Origin of the sequence: Kitasatospora sp. NPDC058162 (assembly GCF_042884005.1) — a bacterium.
Classification (GTDB): domain Bacteria; phylum Actinomycetota; class Actinomycetes; order Streptomycetales; family Streptomycetaceae; genus Kitasatospora.
This window is the reverse complement of sequence record NZ_JBHVUS010000001.1, coordinates 224898-242177: the sequence shown is the minus strand read 5'-3', so window position 1 is coordinate 242177 and position 17280 is coordinate 224898. Positions and strand designations below refer to the sequence as shown.

19 protein-coding genes and 2 pseudogenes are annotated in these 17280 nt (G+C 69.3%); 14 read left to right on the top strand and 7 right to left on the bottom strand.

Annotated elements, in window-relative coordinates; genetic code table 11:
• Positions 1-198 precede the first annotated feature (198 nt).
• The 4 genes from ACFVXG_RS01035 to ACFVXG_RS01020 all read left to right on the top strand — a co-directional run bounded on the left by ACFVXG_RS01035 (position 199) and on the right by ACFVXG_RS01020 (position 4134).
• Positions 199-1350, top strand: coding sequence for a tyrosine-type recombinase/integrase (locus ACFVXG_RS01035; protein ID WP_387923016.1), 1152 nt, complete (start codon positions 199-201; stop codon positions 1348-1350).
• Complete coding sequence (locus ACFVXG_RS01030) at positions 1347-1682, top strand: helix-turn-helix domain-containing protein (RefSeq protein ID WP_387923014.1); 336 nt, start codon at positions 1347-1349, stop codon at positions 1680-1682. The genes ACFVXG_RS01035 and ACFVXG_RS01030 overlap by 4 nt, the downstream gene beginning before the upstream one ends.
• Positions 1679-3835 carry a hypothetical protein gene (locus tag ACFVXG_RS01025; RefSeq protein ID WP_387923012.1) on the top strand — a complete coding sequence of 719 codons (2157 nt, stop codon included), beginning with the start codon at positions 1679-1681 and terminating at the stop codon, positions 3833-3835. The genes ACFVXG_RS01030 and ACFVXG_RS01025 overlap by 4 nt, the downstream gene beginning before the upstream one ends.
• Positions 3836-3987: 152 nt before the next feature.
• A complete protein-coding gene (locus ACFVXG_RS01020) occupies positions 3988-4134 on the top strand; it encodes a hypothetical protein (RefSeq protein WP_387923010.1) in 147 nt (48 codons plus the stop codon).
• Between the two features lie 888 nt (positions 4135-5022).
• On the opposite strand, the gene ACFVXG_RS01015 is transcribed toward ACFVXG_RS01020, so the two are convergent.
• Positions 5023-5628, bottom strand: a complete 606-nt coding sequence (locus tag ACFVXG_RS01015; RefSeq protein WP_387923009.1) for a TetR/AcrR family transcriptional regulator — start codon at positions 5626-5628, stop codon at positions 5023-5025.
• A 168-nt stretch (positions 5629-5796) separates the two neighbouring features.
• Between ACFVXG_RS01015 and ACFVXG_RS01010 the strand changes: the two genes are divergently transcribed.
• The gene (locus ACFVXG_RS01010; RefSeq protein ID WP_380528122.1) at positions 5797-6717 is read left to right on the top strand and encodes an SDR family NAD(P)-dependent oxidoreductase; all 921 of its coding nucleotides are present in this window, start codon (positions 5797-5799) and stop codon (positions 6715-6717) included.
• Between the two features lie 97 nt (positions 6718-6814).
• Positions 6815-7129, top strand: a pseudogene (locus tag ACFVXG_RS01005) (IS5/IS1182 family transposase); the annotation flags it as partial.
• A 611-nt stretch (positions 7130-7740) separates the two neighbouring features.
• Here ACFVXG_RS01005 and ACFVXG_RS01000 read toward each other — a convergent pair.
• The gene (locus tag ACFVXG_RS01000) at positions 7741-7923 is read right to left on the bottom strand and encodes a hypothetical protein (protein ID WP_380528125.1); all 183 of its coding nucleotides are present in this window, start codon (positions 7921-7923) and stop codon (positions 7741-7743) included.
• Between the two features lie 198 nt (positions 7924-8121).
• Between ACFVXG_RS01000 and ACFVXG_RS00995 the strand changes: the two genes are divergently transcribed.
• The 7 genes from ACFVXG_RS00995 to ACFVXG_RS00965 all read left to right on the top strand — a co-directional run bounded on the left by ACFVXG_RS00995 (position 8122) and on the right by ACFVXG_RS00965 (position 11281).
• The gene (locus ACFVXG_RS00995) at positions 8122-8556 is read left to right on the top strand and encodes an Hsp20/alpha crystallin family protein (protein WP_380589726.1); all 435 of its coding nucleotides are present in this window, start codon (positions 8122-8124) and stop codon (positions 8554-8556) included.
• Positions 8557-8685: 129 nt separating this feature from the next.
• Positions 8686-8979 carry an STAS domain-containing protein gene (locus ACFVXG_RS00990; RefSeq protein WP_380528131.1) on the top strand — a complete coding sequence of 98 codons (294 nt, stop codon included), beginning with the start codon at positions 8686-8688 and terminating at the stop codon, positions 8977-8979.
• Positions 8980-9023: 44 nt separating this feature from the next.
• On the top strand, positions 9024-9428 hold the full coding sequence (locus tag ACFVXG_RS00985) for a DUF2267 domain-containing protein (protein ID WP_380589723.1): 405 nt from the start codon (positions 9024-9026) through the stop codon (positions 9426-9428).
• A gap of 51 nt (positions 9429-9479) precedes the next feature.
• Positions 9480-9878 carry a DUF2267 domain-containing protein gene (locus ACFVXG_RS00980; protein WP_380644510.1) on the top strand — a complete coding sequence of 133 codons (399 nt, stop codon included), beginning with the start codon at positions 9480-9482 and terminating at the stop codon, positions 9876-9878.
• A gap of 119 nt (positions 9879-9997) precedes the next feature.
• Positions 9998-10201, top strand: coding sequence for a CsbD family protein (locus ACFVXG_RS00975; protein ID WP_380528140.1), 204 nt, complete (start codon positions 9998-10000; stop codon positions 10199-10201).
• 20 nt (positions 10202-10221) lie between these two features.
• A complete protein-coding gene (locus ACFVXG_RS00970) occupies positions 10222-10392 on the top strand; it encodes a hypothetical protein (RefSeq protein WP_363576683.1) in 171 nt (56 codons plus the stop codon).
• A gap of 244 nt (positions 10393-10636) precedes the next feature.
• Positions 10637-11281: an L-threonylcarbamoyladenylate synthase gene (locus tag ACFVXG_RS00965; RefSeq protein ID WP_387923006.1), complete on the top strand. Its 645-nt coding sequence runs from the start codon at positions 10637-10639 to the stop codon at positions 11279-11281.
• Between the two features lie 9 nt (positions 11282-11290).
• Here ACFVXG_RS00965 and ACFVXG_RS00960 read toward each other — a convergent pair.
• The 3 genes and pseudogenes from ACFVXG_RS00960 to ACFVXG_RS00950 all read right to left on the bottom strand — a co-directional run.
• Positions 11291-11612: pseudogene (locus ACFVXG_RS00960) on the bottom strand (carbonic anhydrase); the annotation flags it as partial.
• A gap of 190 nt (positions 11613-11802) precedes the next feature.
• Positions 11803-12786: an IS481 family transposase gene (locus ACFVXG_RS00955; RefSeq protein ID WP_387923004.1), complete on the bottom strand. Its 984-nt coding sequence runs from the start codon at positions 12784-12786 to the stop codon at positions 11803-11805.
• Between the two features lie 199 nt (positions 12787-12985).
• Positions 12986-13891, bottom strand: a complete 906-nt coding sequence (locus ACFVXG_RS00950) for an alpha/beta hydrolase family protein (protein ID WP_387923002.1) — start codon at positions 13889-13891, stop codon at positions 12986-12988.
• 159 nt (positions 13892-14050) lie between these two features.
• Here ACFVXG_RS00950 and ACFVXG_RS00945 point away from each other — a divergent pair, with 159 nt between their 5' ends.
• Entirely contained in the window at positions 14051-14914 is an 864-nt protein-coding gene (locus ACFVXG_RS00945) for a helix-turn-helix domain-containing protein (RefSeq protein ID WP_387923000.1), read from the top strand.
• A 341-nt stretch (positions 14915-15255) separates the two neighbouring features.
• On the opposite strand, the gene ACFVXG_RS00940 is transcribed toward ACFVXG_RS00945, so the two are convergent.
• Complete coding sequence (locus ACFVXG_RS00940; protein ID WP_387716906.1) at positions 15256-15603, bottom strand: MerR family transcriptional regulator; 348 nt, start codon at positions 15601-15603, stop codon at positions 15256-15258.
• Between the two features lie 1101 nt (positions 15604-16704).
• On the bottom strand, positions 16705-17280 hold a 576-nt coding region (locus tag ACFVXG_RS00935; RefSeq protein WP_387922998.1), incomplete at its 5' end, for a hypothetical protein.

Genomic DNA, 17280 nt, shown 5'->3' with positions numbered 1-17280 from the left:
CCATGACACCACCGATGCCGCGCGGGTGGCCCCCGGCTTCGACGGCACTTTCGAGGGCATTTACCTGGATTAATGCGCGGTATTGCATCGGATGCAACATCCGGCATGTGCTGCGCATGGTCGTGAGCTGCGACTTTACCGGGGGATCGACTGAGGCCGGTCCCCCGGTTGGCGTTCCTGGTGGGGCGGGCGTAACCGATGCAACGATGTTGCGTTAGATGCAACGTGAACAGAGTGCTGGACCTGCCGGGCTCGGCCCATCTGGTGCTGGCCTCCGGGGTTGCCTATCTCGACCCGGAGCCGGCCGCCTTCGAGGCGATGCTGGAGGGCTGGGCGCTGCAGCAGCGGGCCCGGTTTCTGGATGTCGAGCAGACGATCGCGCCGCGGCTGCGGCTGGTTCGGCGGTTCGCGGAGTTCACCAACGAGTACCCGTGGCAGTGGACGCCGTTGGAGGCGGAGGCGTTCATCGACAGCCTTCGATCGCGCCGTCAGGGTCTGGCTGTGTCGACGGGGCAGAGCTACCAGGACGCGCTGCGACTGTTCTGCGGCTATGCCACCGATGGCCGGTACGGGTGGCCAGCTCGGTGTCTGGATCTCTTCGGGACTGTGCCGGCACAGATCCTGCACGAGTGGAACACCGTCAGCCACACCAGCGACTACGAGGGCAGCCCCCGACGCCGCCCGCTGACCTACGACGAGGTGCAGGCGCTGTTCGACGCGGCGGACGGACGGGTGGAGGAGATCCGGGCCCGCCGGCGCAAGGGTGCTCTGGCCGCGCTGCGGGACGCGGTCGCGTTGAAGACGGTGTACGCCTTCGGGCTTCGGCGCCGGGAGACATGCTGCCTGGATCTCCCGGACCTTCGGCGCAACCCCAAGGCCCCGCAGTACGGGCGCCTGGGCGCGCTTTTCGTGCGCTACGGGAAAGCGTCCCGAGGCGGACCGCCGAAGCGCCGCACGGTGCTTACCGTCCCGGAGTTCGACTGGATCGTGGAGGCCCTGGAGTACTACCTGCAGGAGGTGCGGCCTGCATTCGCGCCAGGCAGGCATCCGGCGCTGTGGATGACCGAGCGGGTGGGCAGGCTCTCGCTGCGGCGTCTGGACGAGGCGTTCGAGACAGCCCGATGCCTGGCCGGGCTCCCGGAGGAACTGGACCTGCACTGCCTGCGGCACTCCTACGTCACGCACCTGGTGGAGTTCGACTATCCGGAGCGATTCGTGCAGGAGCAGGTGGGCCACGAGTACGCTTCCACGACCGCGATCTACACGGGCGTGTCCGACGACTACCGCACTCGTTTGGTGCAGCGTGCCCTCAAGGAGCGGCACGCCGGGTTGTGGGAGGTGGGTACGTGATCAGGAAGATGGGCTTCCGTTGGCACCTGCGGCAGTTGATGGCTCAGCGAGAGATGTTCCAGACTGCGGACCTGGTGCCGAAGCTGGCCGAGCGCGGTGTGCACCTCTCCCGTGAGCAGGTATTCCGTCTTGTTACCCAGCCGCCGCAACGGCTGTCGATGGACACCCTGGCCGCGCTGTGCGACATTCTGGGCTGCGGGGTCCAGGACCTGATCGAAGTGGTTGTCGTCGACGAGCAGGTGCGCAAGAGCGGCACCGGCGGCGGGGTGGAACCTGCCGCGCCGGGGCCAATGGCACGCAGGACCACGATCCGCCGCCCTGGCCAGACGTGAACGGCACCGAGGCTCGCGACGAGGTGCTGCAAATCGTCGGCACCGAGCTTCCGTTGCTCGACGAGCGGGTTGTGGCGCAGGTGGTGGTCAGTGCGGTGGTGCCGCGCACCGGCCGCTCCACCCTCGCCTACCTGAAAGACCACCACGACTGGCTCACCGCAGGTGACCCGCGGCTTCCGAAAACGGCGTTACGACTGCTGGTCGAGCTCCGCGCCGCCGGCGCTATTGAGGCCGTGGTCCCGGGATGTGCGGACTGCTCCCTGCCCCGAGCGCTGACCGGCCGTCGTGAGGACGGCTCCTGGATCTGCCGGCCCTGTGCGTCCGCCCGCTCGAGCGAGACCTGCGACCAGTGCGGACGCCTACGCCCGGTCGTCGCCCGCCAGGCCGATGCAACCGCCCTGTGCGACACCTGCTACCAGCGCCCCACCACACCCTGCTCGGGCTGCGGCCGGGACCGTCCCGTCAAGGCCCACACGGCCGACGGCCCGCTCTGCCAAGGCTGTTACAGCCGCAGCCCACGCACCTGCGGCGGCTGCCACCAAGAGCGCCAGATCGTCATCAAGGCCAGCGGCTCCCACCCGGACCTGTGCGCCAGCTGCTACAACGGCCCCCGAAAGCCCTGCTCGCGCTGCGGCAAGATCCGAACCTGCCGAGGAGTACGCACCGGCACCTACCTGTGCCTGTCGTGCGCCCCACGCCCCCAGGCCGCCTGCGCCCGGTGCACCAAGATCCGCGACGTGAAGACCCGCTGGCCCATCGGCCCAGTCTGCAGCTCCTGCTACGGCTTCATCCGCAAACACCCCCAACCATGCCCAGCCTGCGGCGACCACCAGCCCATGATCGGCGCCACCCCGGACGGATCACCACGGTGCGGACCCTGCAGCGGAGTTGACCGCCGCTACGCCTGCCCGCGATGCGGCGGACCCGACAGCCCCGGACGACCCGGCGCATGCTCCCGCTGCCAGAGCGCCGACGAACTGCGGCGCCACTTCGGTACCAGTCCCCTCCTCGCCTCGCTGATCGCCGGCCTTGAAGCCAGCGAGCGCCCCGACCACGTCCTCCAATGGCTCCAACGCTCCGACAGCTCCGCCGCCCTCCTGCGCCAACTGCTCGGCAGCGGACACCAGCCCACCCACGAACTCCTCGACGCCTTCCCCCGCCGCACCGCCGCCGTCCACCTGCGCCAGCTCCTCGTCACCCACCAGATCCTGCCCGAACGCAACGAGCGCCTCGCCCGCGCCGAAACCTGGATGCACCGCCTCCTCGCCGACGCCTCCCTTGAGCACCGCCACCTGCTACAGCCCTACACCACCTGGCTGATCCTGCGCCGCCTCCGCCATCGCGCCGACACCCACGGCCTCACCGACTCCAGCGTCAACTACGCCCGCGACCAAGCCCGCTCCGCACTCGCCTTCCTGCGCTGGCTCGACGAGCAATCCCTCACCCTCGACCGAGCCGGCCAGCACGACGTCGACCGCTGGCTCACCGAAGGGGCGACCACCCGCCTACGGCTGCGTGACTTCCTGCGCTGGACCGCACGCCACAAGCTCAGTGGCGAACTCAGCGTTCCCGCGATGCCCAACAGCCAGGCGGTCGTCTTCCTCGACGAGGACCTCCAAGTGGAGCTGCTGCACCGGTGTGTCCACGATCAGGGCCTGCCCGATGACGTGCGGGCCGCCGGTGCGCTGCTGCTGCTCTTCGGCGCCAAGCTGACCCGCATCGCCCGACTGCCTGTGCAGGACTTCACCCAGGACGGTGACCAGGCGTTCATCACCTTCGGCGGCCAGCCGGCCCCTTTGCCGCCGGCCATCGCCCGACTGCTGACTACCCAGGCGGCCACCCGTCCCCGTTACCTCGCCCGGCACCACATCGAGGCTTTGCCCCAGCAGTGGCTGTTCCCAGGAGCACTGCCCGGCCGCCCAGTCAGCGCCCACCGGCTCGGTGAACGGCTTGTCGCCCACGGCATCGAGGTCCGGGCAGCCCGCAACACCGCCGTCCTCTCCCTTGTCCAGGACCTCCCAGCGCCGGTAGTCAGTGAACTGCTGGACCTGCACATCAGCACGGCGGTCTACTGGGGCAAGCGCGGTGGCCGTGACTGGACCGGCTATCTCGAGGCCCGCCGTACAGGAGCGACGCCCGGCGGCCTTCGCTGAGGTTTGACCAGGCTAGCCCTTGTGGCAGGCGGATCAGGCTGGGTGGGGCCACTACTCGATCCGCTCAGAGACGTTGCAGGTCTCGGTCGTACAAGGCGAGCTCTACCGCCGGACCGCGTGTAGGAGCTCGCTTGATCTCGTAGAGTCGCGGCATGGGCACATACGATGATGACCTGAACGAGTTGATCGATGCCTGGGTCGAGGAGCAACTCGCTTTGTCGCCCGAATGGTGCGCGGAGAAACGGGACGCGATCTTCGCTCTGCTGGGGCTCCTGCCCGTGGAACAGGCAGCCACCTAGCACAAGTTGATGCCATCTCGCGCAGCTTGTCGAGTGCTGTATCGGTCGCGCCCTGATACCCAAGACGTTCGCCGAGGCTGGGCATGGTCGGCATGCCGCGGCCGGTCGGCTACGCAGCGTGCCACTGGTGGCAGTGACTGGCACCTTAAGCATGAGTCCGCGGACATCTCCAATTGATGGCCGATTGATGGAAGTTACTTCCAGGAATTCGGCCGTAGCGCCTCCGGCTGCCTTCCGTCGGGTGTGTGAGCCGGGGTAGTGTCCCTGCGGCCAGCCGACCGGCGCCCTTGCCGGATGCCTCGCTTGCCTTTCTTCTGGACCTCCTCCAGTCTCTGCATCCGCCGGAGACCGAGTCCGCAGCGAGCATCTGGGAAGCCGCGTACTGGTCGGCAATCCGGGCGGTCGCTGACGATCCCCGGCCCGTGTTCGGGGGGCGAGTCGCCGACGTCAGAGGTGCCGTCCGGTGTCAGTTCGGTTTCGGCGGGCTGGAGCATGTGGCCCTTGACAGGTTCGGGGCTGCTTGGCGAGGCGTATAGGTGGGGGGCAAGATAACGCCGCAGGCATAAGAGCGTCCGCCAGTAGGCGTTGACCTGGGCTATCGGATTCGGGGGGCTGCGCGGGCGGGTGTCTTACCGGTGGGTATGCCAGGGTCGTCGGACCAGGCTACGGACGGTGATGACGTCCGTGCCTCAGGTAGAGGACCGCATCGCCGCCGCTCGGCGGGGGCCGTGCCGCTCCGCCTCAACGCGACGATGAGCCTGAGGAACTGCACAGGAAGCGGGACTCGGTCAGAGTCGTCGGATGGCGCGCGGAGGCGGCCCTGGCGGCCTTGCGACGCATCGTTCAGTGGCCCATGGCGGAGTACAGCCGGCTACCGGTCTTCGGGTCTCAGGTCCGGATGGCAAGGGCGAGGACGGTGTCGAGCGCAACTTCCAAGGGTCGCGTGCTCCGTTGTACCTGGGCGAGTAGCAGTCCGCCTTGCAGGGTGGCGAGCATGGTGGTGGCGAGGTCGTCCGGGTCGATGCCGGGTGCGAGCTTCCCGTCGGTGTGAAGCGACCGGAGTCCTTCGCTGATGGCAGCTGACCATCGCTCGAATCCGGCGGCGATGAGGGCTCGGGCCTCGGGATCGCTCTCGGCGAGTTGACCGCCGAGCGAACCGAGTGGGCAGCCGCCCTTTGCCTGGCTGTGCTTCACGCCGGCGATCAGCATGTCCCGCCAGGCTGCGACTCCGTCTTCACCGCTGAGCGCCTCCCGATTGTGGTGGACGAGGGTGTCGGCCTGGTGGTCGATGACCGCCTGGAGGAGCTCGTTCTTGTCGGGGAAGTAGTGGTAGAGCTGCGAGCCGCTGACCTCCGCTGCCCCCTTGACGTCTTCCAGGGTGGTACCCGCGACCCCGCGCTCGTGGATCAAGGCCGCAGCCCCCTCCACGATTCGGCCCCGGACGCGCTCGCCCTTCGCGGTGAGCCGCGGCCGGTCGTTCGTCTTGTTCGCCATGGACCCATGGTAGCGATTCTGAGTTTGACAGCCCAGTCTGGCCGGGATCAGACTGAGTTGCGCAACCCACTTTGCGGGCCGCGTGACTCGCCACCGCAGCACCGGCCCCGCGAAGCAGCATGAGCCGTCCCACCTGAACAGCCCCACAGAAGACGAGAGGTAATCCCGATGAGCACACTCCCGGGAAAGACCGTGATGATCACGGGCGCCAACGTCGGGATCGGCAAGGACGTGGCCCGGCAACTGGCCCTGCGACCGGAGACGGCCCGCATCTACCTGGCATGCCGCAACCGAGACCGGGCGACAACGGCAAAGGCCGACCTCGAAGCCGCAACCGGCCGGCGCATCTTCGACATCGTCGTCATGGATGTCGCCGATCTCGGCTCGGTCCGAGCCGGCCTTGCGGCCATCGACGGAACCGTCGACGCATTGGTCATGAACGCCGGCGTCATCGGCCCGCGGTCGATGGAGTTGACCGCCGACGGGGTCACCAAGGTCTTCGCGACGAACGTTCTGGGCCACGTCGCGCTCCTCGAAGGACTCCTGGCCGAGGGGCGGCTCGGCGAGGTCGCGGTCCTCGCCGGAAGCGAAGCAGCCAGGGGACTGCCGATGCTGCGGATGAAGCGGCCGTCCTTCGCCTCGACCTCTGCCGACGAACTCGCCACCGTCATCGACGGCAGCTACTTCGCCGACGGAAAGACCGACTTCAACCTCGCCTTCGGGCAGGCCAAGTACATCGGGGCCCTCTGGATGGCCTACCTGGCCCGCCAGCACCCCGACCGCCGCTTCATCACCGTGAGCCCCGGCGCCACCACCGGCACCCAAGCCTCCAACGACATCGCCCTACCGCTGCGCATGGCGTCCAAGTACGTCCTGCCCGCCCTGGGGATCTCCCACAAGCTTGAGGTCGGCGCGAAGCGACTGGTCGACGGTGTCACCGACCCGACCCTGTCCAGCGGCGTGTTCTACGCCAGCGCGGCCAACAAGCTGAAGGGCCCCCTGGTCGACCAGGCGGACATCTTCCCCGACTTGGCCAACCCGTCGTTCCAGGACCACGCCAACGACGCCATCCACCGCTTCATCGTGTAGAGCGTCGGCCAGTACGCCAAAACGGAGAGGGTGGCACGACGGAGGCAGGTTTGATGATCATGGAGTTGCCTACGCTATGTGATCATCTGGGGGGTTGGTGTCCGTCGTGCCCGCGTCCATCATCGACCCGATCCGTGAGGAGTTCCTGAGGCTGATCCCTGCCCGGCCCGATTCGCACCCGCTGGGGTGCCACAACCCGCGGATCGCGGACGCGGTCGTGTTCGGCCGGCTTGTCCTGGCGCTGGTCTCGGGGATGGGCTACGAGAGGGTCGCTGACCGGGCCTGTTCGGCGACCACGATCCGCCGGCGGTGGGACGAGTGGATCGAGTCCGGTGTCATCGGCCACCTGCTCCTCGCGGTACTGCGAGCGTACGACCAGATGGTGGGCCTGGAACTCGAGCACCTCGCCGCCCGGTGTGAGGCCCTCGCGATCGAGCGGCTGCGGGCAGGCAGCCCTTGATTGGCCTGACCAGGATGCCGTCGATGACGAACGGCGGCATGCAGCGCGGCATCTACGGCCGTGCGGAGAGCCCGTACAGCGCCTATCGGCTGGGGGAGTGCCTACGGCTCCGGGGCCTCCACGGGCTGGAGCGCCGCGACGACCACCACGTTCGGTGCGTTCGGCCTGGGCGAGCACTCAGGACCGAGGGCCGGGTGCCCTGACCGACGGTCTGCTGGCCGCCGTGCTGATCGGCCTGGCTGCTCAACTCGCTCGACGGCCTCTGGCGGGCAGACCCGCTGGCTGGCTACGTCCTCGTCTACTACGCGGGCGCGAGGTCAGGGAGATCTTCTTCGGCGACCACTGACGGCTCCGGCGCGGTTGGAGCCCAGGGGGCTGGTCCTGTGCGAGGGCGAACCTGCCGTGCGTCTGTCGTGGGCGCTTGGCGATGACAGCATCACCGCCGTGCCGACCGGAAGGGGCGAACTCGGTACCGCCGCACCTCACGGACTCGTGCGTGCTGCCGCCGGCAACCATCAGGCGGGTTCCGAACGGTGGAGGGTGTGCGGCTCCTACTTCGGGTGTCACGGGCGGTCGGTGAGGTGCTGGCGGAGGGCCGCGAGTCGGGCGAGGCAGGCGTCGATCGAGGCGATGGCGGTGTCGATCTCGGCGCGGGTGCGGTCGGCGACCTGGTCGAGCTGATCCTGGAGCCGCTGCCAGCGTTGCTCAGCGGTGGCGTGATCAGGTACGTCGCTGGTCGTTGTCATGCCGGAGTTCTTCGGTGTGGGCGGTCGGGGGTGTCGAGTCGGATCGCGCGGTCCGGGTGGGGGTCGGCGGGGCGGGTGCCTCGCGCACCGGGCGTCATCCTCTGGATGGCTCAGGAAGTTGTCATCGGATGGATGACATGCTAGAACGGATTCAGGTGAAGCGCACTGGCAACCCATATCCAATGGAGGTGTTTCGCGATGCTGATGCGCACTGACCCGTTCCGCGAGCTGGACCGTCTGACCCAGCAGTTCCTGGGCACGAACGGCACCTGGTCGCGTCCGGCCCCGATGCCGCTGGACGCCTGCCGCGTGGGCGACGAGTACGTGATCTCCTTCGACCTGCCCGGGGTGGACCCGCAGGCGATCGACATCGATGTCGAGCGGAACATGCTGACCGTCAAGGCCGAGCGCCGTCCGCGCCACGAGGGTGAGGACGTGAAGTGGGAGCTGTCCGAGCGTCCGCTCGGCGTGTTCTCCCGCCAGGTCATGCTGTCCGACACGCTCGACCCCGAGGGGATCAGCGCCGACTACGACGCCGGGGTGCTGACGCTGAAGATCCCGGTCGCCGAGAAGGCCAAGCCCCGCAAGATCGCGATCAGCCACCGCAGCGAGCGCAAGCAGATCCAGGCCTGACCCCACGCAAGCGGCGCTGTCCCGCGCGGCTCCCCCCACCGTGCGGGACAGCCCACCCCCGGGCCCCACCCGGACCCGCCCCCCGAGCACGCCGAGTGCTGTGCAGGCCGAACCGACAGCGAGAACGTCATGCACACCCTCCACACGGCGGCCGCCCTGGTGACCGCCCGCGGTGACCTCGACCTCGCCACCGCCCCCGAACTGCGACGCAGCCTGAGCGCCGCACTCCGGACGGACCGCGAGGTGGTGCTCGACCTGGCCGGTGTGGAGTTCATGGACTGTGCGGGCCTGGGTGCGCTGGTGCACGCCCAGAATCAGGCCGACCGCCTCGGCGCCCGCCTGATCCTGCGCGGGGCCGGCTCCCGGGTGCTGCGCCTGCTCAGGCTCACCGGCCTGAACCGGCGGCTGATCGTCGAACCCTGACCGCGGGCGCGTGCCGCGCCCGCCCGGATGGAGGGAGATACGAGGTGACCCTGCGATGGGAGGCGTTCTTGGAGCGCGTCCGGGAACGCGGCGAGTACACCACCGCCCAAGAGGCCGAGCGCGCGGCCCGTGTCGTGCTCGCCCTGCTCGGCGCACACCTGGTCGGACAGGTCCGTGCCGAACTCGCGGCCAGGCTGCCCGAGACCCTCGCCCTGGTCCTGCTCAACCCGCTGCAGGCCGCCGAACCGCTCACCGCGGAACGGTTCGTGCGCGCAACCGCCGCCTGGATCGAGGGCGCCACCGAAACCACCGCCGTGTGGGACATCGGCGCCGTGCTGTCCACGGCCGCCGACGCCGCGGGCGACGACCTCATGGAGCGCATCCTGTTCCAGCTGCCGCCCGGCTACGACGTCCTCTTCGGCCGGCCCCAGCCCGGCCGGCGGCCCTGACCCACGCCTGCCGCCCCAAAAGCGGCCTGCCACGTACGGAAGGCACTCGACATGACCTGGCACCACCTCGTCCAGCGGGTCCGCGACCTCGGCCGCTACGACAGCGACCGGGAAGCCGAACACATCCTCGACGCCGTTCTCGGCATACTCGGCTCCCAGCTCACCGGCGACGAACGCTGCGACCTGGCCGCGGCCCTGCCCGAACGCGCCCGTGCCGCCCTCGTCGCCCCGATCCCCCTGACCGAACCGGTCACCGCCCCCGCCTTCGTCGAAGCCCTCGCCCGCAACCTGAACACCACCCTCGCCGGCGCCCGCTGGGACGCCTCCTGCGTCCTTGCCGCACTCACCGACCTCGCCGGCGAGGAGCTCACCGACCGCCTCCTCGCCTACCTCCCCCGCGGCTACGCGCTCCTGTTCGGCCGCGCCGACCTCACCCCCGCCGCCGCCTGACCCCTGTGCCAGCCAGGACGGCCGAAGATCCGTACCACGCGCATGACAGAGCGAATATCGGTAAAAGGTGACGAACGAGTGGTGCTGATGCGCCGCCCGGTGGACGACTGGAGGAACCGATGAGTGACCTGTCGAACAAGGCGCAAGAACTGGCCGGCAAGGTGAAGGAGAAGGCCGGCGAGCTCACCGGTGACGAGGAGCTCAAGGGCGAGGGCCAGGCCGACCAGGTGGAGTCGAAGGTCAGGCAGGCCGCCGACGACGTCAAGGACGCAGCGCAAGCCGCGGCCGACCGGGCAAAGGGCGCCCTGAAGCGCACCGACTGACGACGGAAAGGAGCACCGTCATGGCCGTGTTCCTGGTCATTCTGCTCATCGCCGTGGTGTTCGGCTTCGTCGGCGCCTTGGTGAAGGGCCTGCTGTGGCTGCTCGTGATCGGCGCCGTGCTGTTCGTCGCCGCCCTGGTGCTCGGGGGCGTGCGCCTGGGGCGCGGGCGGAGCTCACGCAGATTGCGCTGAGCCGGGGATGACCCGTGACGGCACCACAGTGCAGGCCCCGCTGTGATGCCGCAGGCGCGTCCGGACGCTGCCCCCGCACCGGTTCGGCGGGAAGCACGAAGCAGGGTGAGCCGCCGGACAGTCGGCGGCTCACCCGTTCTGAGAGGGCATCCGGGTGCCAAGTAGCGTGGCCGGCGTGGGCCGTGCCGGGTTCTGCGGCGCGGGAGGAAAAGGGGCGGGCATCCTGCCGGGTTGGAGAGCTGCGGTGTCGCGTCGTTTCGACTGCGCGGATTCCTTCGAGCGCGCCAGGGGTTTGCACGAGGCCGTTTCGGCGGTGCGTCGGGGTGAGCTTGTCGTGCTGCCCACCGACACCGTCTACGGCGTGGGTGCCGACGCCTTCGGCCCTGGGGCCGTCGCGCGGCTGCTCGGGGTCAAGGGCCGGGGGCGGCAGATGCGTTCCCCGGTGCTGGTCGGCTCCCCACACGGTCTGGACCTTCTGGTCGACGGCCTGCCGCGGCGCGCGCGGGACCTCGTGGAGGCGTTCTGGCCGGGCGGGCTGACCCTGGTCGCCCGCCACAAGCCTTCCCTGGAGTGGGACCTCGGCGAGACGAACGGCACCGTGGCGGTGAGGATGCCCGCCCACCCGGTCGCCCTCGATCTGCTCGCGGAGACCGGGCTGCTGGTCGTTTCCAGTGCCAACCTGACCGGGCACCCGTCCCCGCAGGACTGCGGTGCCGCACAGGGCATGCTCACCGACTCGGTGGCCGTCTACCTGGACGCAGGCCCAACGCCCGCAGCCGTGCCGTCCTCGATCGTGGACATCACCGGCACGGCGCCCGTGCTCCTGCGCGCCGGCGCGATCAGCGCCGGCCAACTGCGCAAGGTCGTCCCGGACCTTGAGGAACGCTGAACAGCCGGGTCATGCCACCTCGTCGGCAGGCGGGTCAAGGCTGCGGGCGGTGACCACGTGGGCGGTGCCGTCGGTGAGCCGGTAGGACAGCCCGACCACGGCGGACCCGGCCCGCCAGGACCGCTTCGGCGAGCGCGCGGGAGCGGTCCAGCAGCAGGTCCACGGTGTGCCGTATGTGCTCGGCGATGAAGTCCGCGTCCTCGGTGTGCCCGGCCGCGCGGGCGGCCGGCACGCTGGGGGTCACCTTCTCGACCACGTCCCGCACGTACCCGCTGGCGGTGGTGCCGTCGGCCACGGCGGCACGGGTGGCCGCGACCGCGCCGGACTCGTCTGATGTCCTCCATGGCGATGCGGTACCTGCCGCCGGTGTGGGGCAGTCCGAAGTCGCCCTGCAGGATCTTCGCCCGGGGGAGATCCAGACGGGTGGGCCGTGCGGGTGCGGCGTGCGGCTGGGGCGTCGGTGGGCGGGGCGAAGAGAGCGGAGAGCTTCAGGCGCTCCAAGGCATGGAGGATCTGGCTGCCTAGGTGTATTGACCCGCAGGGTTGTTGACTCGGCTGATGGGCGGCTGGCCGCCGAGAGCGGTGTGGCCGCGGTGGTGGTTGTAGGTGTGGATGAAGTCCGCCAGGGCGTCGGTGCGTTCGGCATTGCTGGAGTACGGGCGTACGTAGGCCCATTCGTCGAGCAGGGTGCGGTTGAGGCGTTCGACCTTGCCGTTTGTTTGCGGGCGGTAGGGGCGGGTGCGTTTGTGGATGACGCCGGCGTCACTCAAGGTCTGCGCGAACAGCCTGGACCTGTAGCAGGAGCCGTTGTCGGTGAGGACCCGCTCGACGTTGATGCCGTACGCGGAGAAGAAGGCGTTGGCACGCCCCCAGAAAGCGGCGGCGGTCTCCTGGCGCTCGTCGGTCAGGACCTCGCTGTAGGCGAGTCGGGAGTGGTCGTCGACGGCCGTATGGACGAAGCTGTAACCGATTACGGGGCTGCCGCCCCTGCGGGCGTCCGTTGTGGCTTGCCGGTTGCTGGCGGCCTGCTGGCGGGGCATGATCCGATGCCCGCCGCCATCGGGGATGTTGCCGAGCTTCTTGATGTCGACGTGGACCAGTTCACCCGGGCGTGATCGCTCATAGCGGCGGATGACCTGGCCGGTCGGTCGGTCCAGCCAGCTCAGACGGTTCAGGTTGTTGCGGGTCAGGACTCGGTGGACGGTCGAGGCGGGCAGTCCCAGAATTGGGCCGATCCTTGCTGGGCCGAGCTTTCGCTCACGCCGCAGCTCGCAGATGCGGGTCTCGGTATCGGCGGGGGTGCGGTGGGGAATGGTCCGCGGCCGACTGGAGCGGTCGTGCAGGCCGGCGTCGCCTTCGGCTTTCCAGCGGCGGACCCACTTGTGGGCTGTTGCTCGGGAGATGCCCATCTCGTCGGCCACGTGGGCGACGGGCCTGCCGGCTCGGACTCGGTCGACGAGGAGCCGTCTGCCGTGGACGGTCAGCCGGGCGTTGGGGTGGGGCAAGAAGACCTCTGCGGTGATGTGTGGGCTGGGCAATGCCGCCGCCCTCGGCCGCCCCCTGGCCGCGCCTCGGGGGTCTCGTGAGGGCCGCGGACGAGACGTGCGAAATCGGGAGCTGGCGTCGCTGCTGTAGCGGTGGTGGAGGCGTGCGCCGTTGCGCGTCACCCTCGGGCCGTTTGGGCGGCCCGAGGGTGACGTGGGTTCAGTTCATGTGCTTGTCGAACCACTCGACCAGCTGCTCGGGGTGCTCGGAGAAGTAGTTGTAGCCGTCCCAGCGCCGGGTGCTGCCCTCGATCCAGAACAGCTTCTTGTCGCCGACGGGGACGGCGTCGAAGATCGCCTGCACGTCGGAGGGCTTGGTCAGTGCGTCGTCCCGCACCTGGGTGATGAAGGTGGGCACCTGGCAGCTCTTGGCGTACTCGATCGGCGACACCTCGTCGATGGTGAAGCTGAGGTTTAGCTCCACCTCCCGGTCGACGGCCTCGAACTGGTCCGCGATCCCCATCGCCTCCAGGTTGCGCTCGACCATCGCGCGCATCGAGATCGGCTGGATGGCGACCAGGGCGTGCACGTCCGCGAAGAGCTCCGGGTGCCGGGCCATCGCCATGAACGTGGCGTTGGCGCCCATGCAGCGGCTGAGCAGGCCCACCTTCATGGTGGCCGCGTCGGGGCGGGACCTGGCGTACCGCAGCGAGCCGGCCACGTCGCGGGACTCGAACTGGCCCCAGGTGAAGATGAAGCCGTTGGCGTCGCCGCTCTGGCCGTGGTTGCGGGCGTCGTAGGTCAGCACGTTGTAGCCGGCCTCGTGCAGGTGCTGGTACTCCCGCATGTAGTTGACCTCGACGGTGTTGCCGGGGACGAACTGCCACGGGGGCAGGTGCGAGGGGAAGCCGTAGCGGTTCATGGGCATCGGGTGGTTGGCGATGACCAGCTTGTCCGAGCCCGGGCAGGGGATCCACCACGCCTCCAGCGGGGTGCCGTCCAGGGACGGGAACGTGACGTCCTCGTACGCCATCCCGTACTCGTCCGGCGTGTGCAGGACCGGCGCACGCACCGGGCTGCTGAGGCCCTTCGCCAGACCCTTGACCATCTCCGAAATATCCGCCATGACAGTATCTCTTTCTCTTTCGTGGTGAGATCGTCTGGTATTTCCTTCGGCTATGAGAACGTAACTTTCGGGTCGATAAGAAGCCACTGCTGAAGGGTGTACTGGCAGGGCACCCCTCCATCCGGCATGGCTCCGGGATGTCGCCCTAATCTGGAAACCGTGGACAATGCAGCCGAGACCCGGGAGTTCCTGACCTCCCGCCGCGCCAGGATCAGCCCGCAGCAGGTGGGGCTGCCCGCCCACGGCCCCCGTCGCGTGCCGGGACTGCGGCGCTCCGAGGTCGCGCAGCTTGCCGGGGTCAGCGTCGAGTACTACGCGCGGCTGGAGCGCGGTGACCTGTCCGGAGTATCGGACCAGGTCCTTGACGCCCTCGCCCGGGCGCTGCGGCTGAGCGAGGACGACCGCACCCATCTGGAGGACCTCGCCCGCGCCGCCGGTCCAGGACGTCGGCGCCGACGCCGGCCCGCTGCCGCGGTGCGGCCGAACCTGCAGCACTTCCTGGACTCCATGGCCTGCCCGGCGTTCATCCTGAACGGCCGCGGTGACGTCCTGGCCGCCAACAGCCTGGGCCGCGCGCTGTACGCCCCCATGATCGAAGCCGCCGGGGGCGCCACCCCCAACCACGGCCGGTTCATATTCCTGGACGCTCGCTCCCGCCAGTTCTGGGTCGACTGGGAGAGTGCCGCGGACAACCTGGTCGCTCTCCTGCACGCCCAGGCCGGCCGCGACCCCTACGACAAGGACCTCACCGACCTCATCGGTGAGCTGTCCACCCGCAGCGAGGATTTCCGTACCCGTTGGGCCGGCCACGACGTCCGCCAGTACCACCAGGGCGCCAAAGTCATCCACCACCCCGTGGTCGGCACGCTTCAGCTCGCCTACGAATCCCTCGACCTGCCCGCCGACGGCCTCATCCTGTTCGCCTACGGCGCCGAGCCGGGTAGCGACTCCGAAGACGCGCTGCGCATCCTGGCCAGCTGGGCTACCGACCGTATCCCCGAGCCCGACCGAAGGCTCCCCTGACAGGACGAGCAACGTCCAGTGGCCGGTGCCCGGCGAGACACCCCTCGCACCGCCCACCAGCCGTCATCCGTAACGCTGGAGCAGCGACCACCGGGAGAGGGCGGGAACGATCCACCCCCATGGTATTCACAGCCCCGCCGGCCACTCGTGGCCGACGCTTCCCCGGCGACCACCATCCCGCCGCTCACTGTCAACAACGCTCGTGGTCAATACACCTAGGGCAGGGTGACGTGCTCCTGCCGCGACCCGACCTGGAAGGGGTCGGGGTCTCGCTCCCAGGGCGGCCCGCGGTGAGCACCTGCCGCTCACCGCAGGCCGGTCTCGTCGGCCTGGAGGGCGGGTCAGGTGTCGGCGGTGGGCTCTTGGCGCTGTTGGGAGAGGCGGAGTTGTTCGTTGAGGCGCAGGGCTTCTTCGAGTTGGTCTTCAAGGATGACGATGCGGCAGGCGGCTTCGATGGGGGTGCCCTGGTCGACGAGGTCGCGGGCTCGCATGGCGATGCGTAGCTGGTAGCGGGAGTAGCGGCGGTGGCCGCCGTCGGAGCGTAGGGGGGTGATGAGGCGGTGTTCGCCGAGGGCTCGTAGGAAGCCGGGGGTGGTGCCGGTCATCTCGGCGGCGCGTCCCATGGTGTAGGCGGGGTAGTCGTCGTCGTCGAGCTTGCCGGGTGTGTCGGGGCTGGCCGTTGTAGTCACTGCACCTCTCTGGTTCTCGGGGAGAACGCGTCGAGGGGCCCCGGGGCCGTGTCGGCTCCGGGGCCCCGAAGGGGAACAACACCATCTACCGGGCTGGGCCGGTCCTTCTACTTCCGCACTGGCCCGGAGTAGGGGCGTGCGGGGATCGCGTATGCGTGACCGGAAACCACCGTCCTTGCCTTGGGGTCTGCGGTGTCCGCCCGGGCGAGTGTTCACGGGCCGGGCGATCCTGATGGCGTTTGCGCCCTCCGTTCATCCTCTGTACTGGACTGTCACTTTCGTACTGCTGGTACTGCACCTGCTGAACTGCGTACTGCTGGTCGGTGGCCGTGTAGGCCCACCTGGTCCGGCAGCAGGGGCCCGCCGGCCGCCCCGCGTCTGCGGTGGCCTGGAACCCCACTGCCCGGACCCCTCGGCACGCGCGCCCGCAGTCTGGGCGCCTTTGCCGAGACCGTGCCTGTCTTGCGACTGCCGGTCCTGCACTCACCGAACTGTGTACTGCTCGATACCGCTGGTGGCGGCCCCTGATGCCTGCGGGCCGCCCGGTCCGGCAGCCAGTCCCGTGGCCGTCCTGCACCTGCCTGGCTTCGGAACTTCACTGCCGGACCGAACTGCGAACTTCGGTCCAACAATCCGGCCAGTTCGTGGCTGGCCGGTATCGCCGACTGCTGTCTACGAGAGAAACGTTAGACTCGCCCGCGAGCAATGTCTACTTCGGCGCAGATAGATTTTGCGGCGCCGGTGAGTGAGGTAGTCGCGCGCTGCGCGGCGGCAACCCCCCGAGCCGCCGCCGCGCGCCCGAAGTGCCCGGCGGGACTGTGCAGGGAGGCGGGATTGGAAGAGCTGGTGCCGAAGTCATCGGAGACGGCCCGGGGCGGACAGACGGATCACGGGCTCGGAGGAAGCCGCAGCCACCGGTCGACCTGCGGACTCCCGGGTGCCTTATGCGAGTGAAATCCGCTGGGATCCGAGCTGGTCACATGGAGTGAAGGGGTCAAGCGGTTCGGTTCGTGAGCTGCGCGGGGCGGCCGGGGCGCCGCCGACCGCGCGGGGCGTCTACCGGGCGGCGAGAACGGTAGGAGTGATCCGGCTTGTCGTGGGTCAGCCGGCTGTGGCCCACTGGGTGGCCTGTGCGCGCAGAGGGGAGACGACGGCGGCGTAGCAGCTCCCGGGCAGGTCGGTGACCCAGTCGAAAGCGTCGAGGGTGATGCCGTGCTGAGCTGCGGCCTGGAGCATGTCGGCGAGCAGCGCGGTCGCGGCGGCTTTCTGCTCCGCGGTGCCTGGGCCGGGACGGCGTTGTGCGGCCTCATCAACGCGGTCGGCAAGATCGCGGTGCCGGAGGACGGCGCGGTAGCACGTGCCGGGCAGGTCGGTGACCCAGTCGAAAGTGTCGAGGGTGATGCCGTGCTGAGCTGCGGCCTGGAGCATGTCGGCCAGTAGCGCGGTCGCGGCGGCCCTGTCCTGCTCGGTGCCGTGGTCCGGGCGACGCTCGGCGGCGGCAGCGACACGGTCGGCAAGGTCGCGGTGCCTGGCCACGGCGCGGTAGCACGTGCCGGGCAGGTCGGTGACCCAGTCGAAGGCGTCGAGGGTGATGCCGTGCTGAGCTGCGGCCTGGAGCATGTCGGCCAGTAGCGCGGTCGCGGCGGCCCTGTCCTGCTCGGTGCCGTGGTCCGGGCG